Source organism: Paracoccus sp. (in: a-proteobacteria) (assembly GCF_046462195.1).
GTDB lineage: Bacteria > Pseudomonadota > Alphaproteobacteria > Rhodobacterales > Rhodobacteraceae > Paracoccus.
Map to the genome: position 1 here is coordinate 1 of NZ_JBKGUN010000128.1, position 2,596 is coordinate 2,596.

The 2,596-nt window shown below is 64.4% G+C and carries 2 protein-coding genes; one reads left to right on the forward strand and one right to left on the reverse strand.

Features of this window, described 5'->3' with window-relative positions; translation table 11 throughout:
* A partial coding sequence (locus ACLHHB_RS08255; protein WP_410217794.1) for a glycosyltransferase occupies positions 1–1,695 on the reverse strand: 1,695 nt, incomplete at its 3' end.
* A gap of 183 nt (positions 1,696–1,878) precedes the next feature.
* Between ACLHHB_RS08255 and ACLHHB_RS08260 the strand changes: the two genes are divergently transcribed.
* Positions 1,879–2,596 (forward strand): sulfotransferase family protein (locus tag ACLHHB_RS08260; protein WP_410217795.1); only part of this gene is annotated, 718 nt, incomplete at its 3' end.

Here is a 2,596-nt window from a genome sequence, read left to right on the forward strand (position 1 = left end):
GTTATGCGCGATCTGCCGCGCCAGACGCGCCGTGCCGAACAGCGACAGCTTCCATTGGCGCTGTTCATGGCCTGCCTGCCATTGCAACGGCCTGCCCGACAGGAAGGACAGGATGCCTGCACGGTCCCAATTCTCATCCAGAAGGCGGGCGTAATCATTGCAAGGCAGCAGCCGGTCGCCTTGGCTCCAGCGCCAGATTTCGGTACCGACCGAGGTGATGAACAGATCGGGGCGCGGCAGGGACCATTCGGCCAGCACGCGGCGGGCCTCGGTCAGTGAGCGACCGGTGGCCACCGCAAAGAGCAATCGGTCAGGGCGCTGTCCGTGCCAGTCCCCGAACCGCTGCGCCGCTGCGATGCAGCCGGTCAATGTGCCGTCGATATCGCAAGCCAGGATGCGCCGCACCCGGTCCCGAGGGGCCGGTGCAGGACGCCGCAAGTTGCGGCAGATCGCGATCGAATGGCCTGCCCACCTGTCCCAGTCGAATGCCGCCAGCGCCCGTACCCGAGCCGCCAGCGCGCCCTGTCTATCGCCCATCAGTCGCAGGCAGGCCGTGGCGATCTGGAGGGGTTTGGCCGGATCAACAAGAGCTCCATGCCCCAGCCGGTCCAGGATATCGGCAGGTCCGCCGTTGCATGTCGCCACAACAGGAACGCCCGCTTGCGCGGCCTCGACCAGAGTCAGTCCGAAAGGTTCGTGGAATGCGGGGTTGACGAAGACGCCCCCCTTGGCCGCACGTGCATAAAGCGAGCGCAGGTCTGCCGCATCGTGGCGTGACGGCAAAGCGACCTTTCCCCACAGGCCATGGCGGTCGATGCTGTCGATCAGGCCGCGCAGGACCTCGGCCTGTTCGGGAGGTCCGCCATCGATCCCGTCGCGCAGACCGGCTATGATCACCAGGTTGGCCCGCGCCTGCAGTTCGGGCGACGCGGCATAGGCTTCGATAAGACCCTTGAGGTTCTTCTTGCGCACGGGGCGGGCGACTGCCAGCACGATGGGCAGATCGGGCGCCCGCAAAAAGGGGGCCAAGAGGCGATCGGCCGCGCCTTCACCCACGTTCGGCAACAGCGTCACGCCCGGTACCACACAATGGGCGCGTCCTTCGGCTGCGGCCCCGTAGGGCAGCAACTGACGCTCGGCCTCGTCCCGGGAGGATACGATGATCGCACCTGCCGAGGTCACCGCCGCTCGCTCGGCACGGATGCGGGTCTGCAGTTCGGGCCGCAGGCAGGCCTCTGTTTCCTTTTGAAGAGCAAGCGAATGAGGGGTGTAGATCCAGGGGATCCCGAAGGCCAGTTCGGCCGCCTGCGCCAGGCGTGCGGCATCTGCGAAATGTGCGTGGATGACGTCGGGGCGACGGCTCATTCCGGCAAGAAGGGCGCAGAAGGATCTCTCCAGTGCAGGAAGTTCCGCCTCAAGCGCTTCCTTTGACAGATAGGAACGGTTGCCGGTGGAAAGACGCAGGATGCGGCAGCCGGGGCCTGCCGGTTCGACCGCCTGCGCATGCACCGGATCGAACCCCGCGCCTTCGAAGGCTCGCGTCACGATATCGACGGCGTCCACCTCGGCTTGTCTGGCTTGTGCCATGGCTGCGCCAAGGACATAAGCAATGTGGCCGCCCGTATCCTCTGTGATACCATAGCGGACAGGAGGCGCCTTGAGGCAACCCCCCAAGGCGAGATGAAGCAGATACATTGATTACGCCCTTTGGCAAAAGAAAGCGGGTCCCAGAACCGCGTGCCACGGGTGCAACCATCTTCTTCCGCTTCCGGTTCAACGCAAATGCGAAATGGCCGTGAAAAAGATCATCGGCCCAGCCTCTGGCACCGGAACCGCCCGTACCGCGTTGCATCGCCTGAAGGACGAAAGAGGACCGCCATGCAGCACCGTTATGTCTTTGTGGGAGGACTGCACCGCTCAGGCACCTCCCTTCTGGCACGGTTGATCGCGGCGCATCCTCAGGTCGCGTCGATCAATGATGCTCCGGTTCCGGAGAACGAGGGATGTTATCTGCAGGGTGCCATTCCCCATACCGCGCTGCACGGTCGACCCATGCATTTCGCGACCGATCCCGACCAGCATCTGATCGAGGGGCACCCGCTGGACACCTTGGCGACCCGTCAGCGACTGGAGGCGGACTGGGCGCCATGGTTCGACCCGTCGCGCCCGTGGCGCGTCGAAAAGTCACCCGTCAACCTGACCCGCACCCGACTTTACCAGCAGCTTTTCCCCCTGTCACAGTCAATCCTGATCCTGCGCCATCCTGAAGCGGTGGCTGCTGCCGTCGGCAAATGGGTGGACGCGCCCGCAGGGGTGCTGATCGACCACTGGATCGCAGCGCATCATCGGCTGGCGCAGGATATCCGCCATCTGCACGCGGTGATGATCCTGCGCTATGAGGATCTCGTTGCCGATCCGGCCGGTGTCATGGCGAGAGTTTTCGGCTTTCTGTCGCTGCCGGCCATCACTGCTCCCGAGGCGTTGCGAAACGGAAACGACGACTATCTGCACGAAGCCCCGATGACACTGCGGCAGTCGCGGGAAGTCGAGAGGTGGGGATATGACCACGGCCTGTCAGTGAGGCCCCATGTTTCCT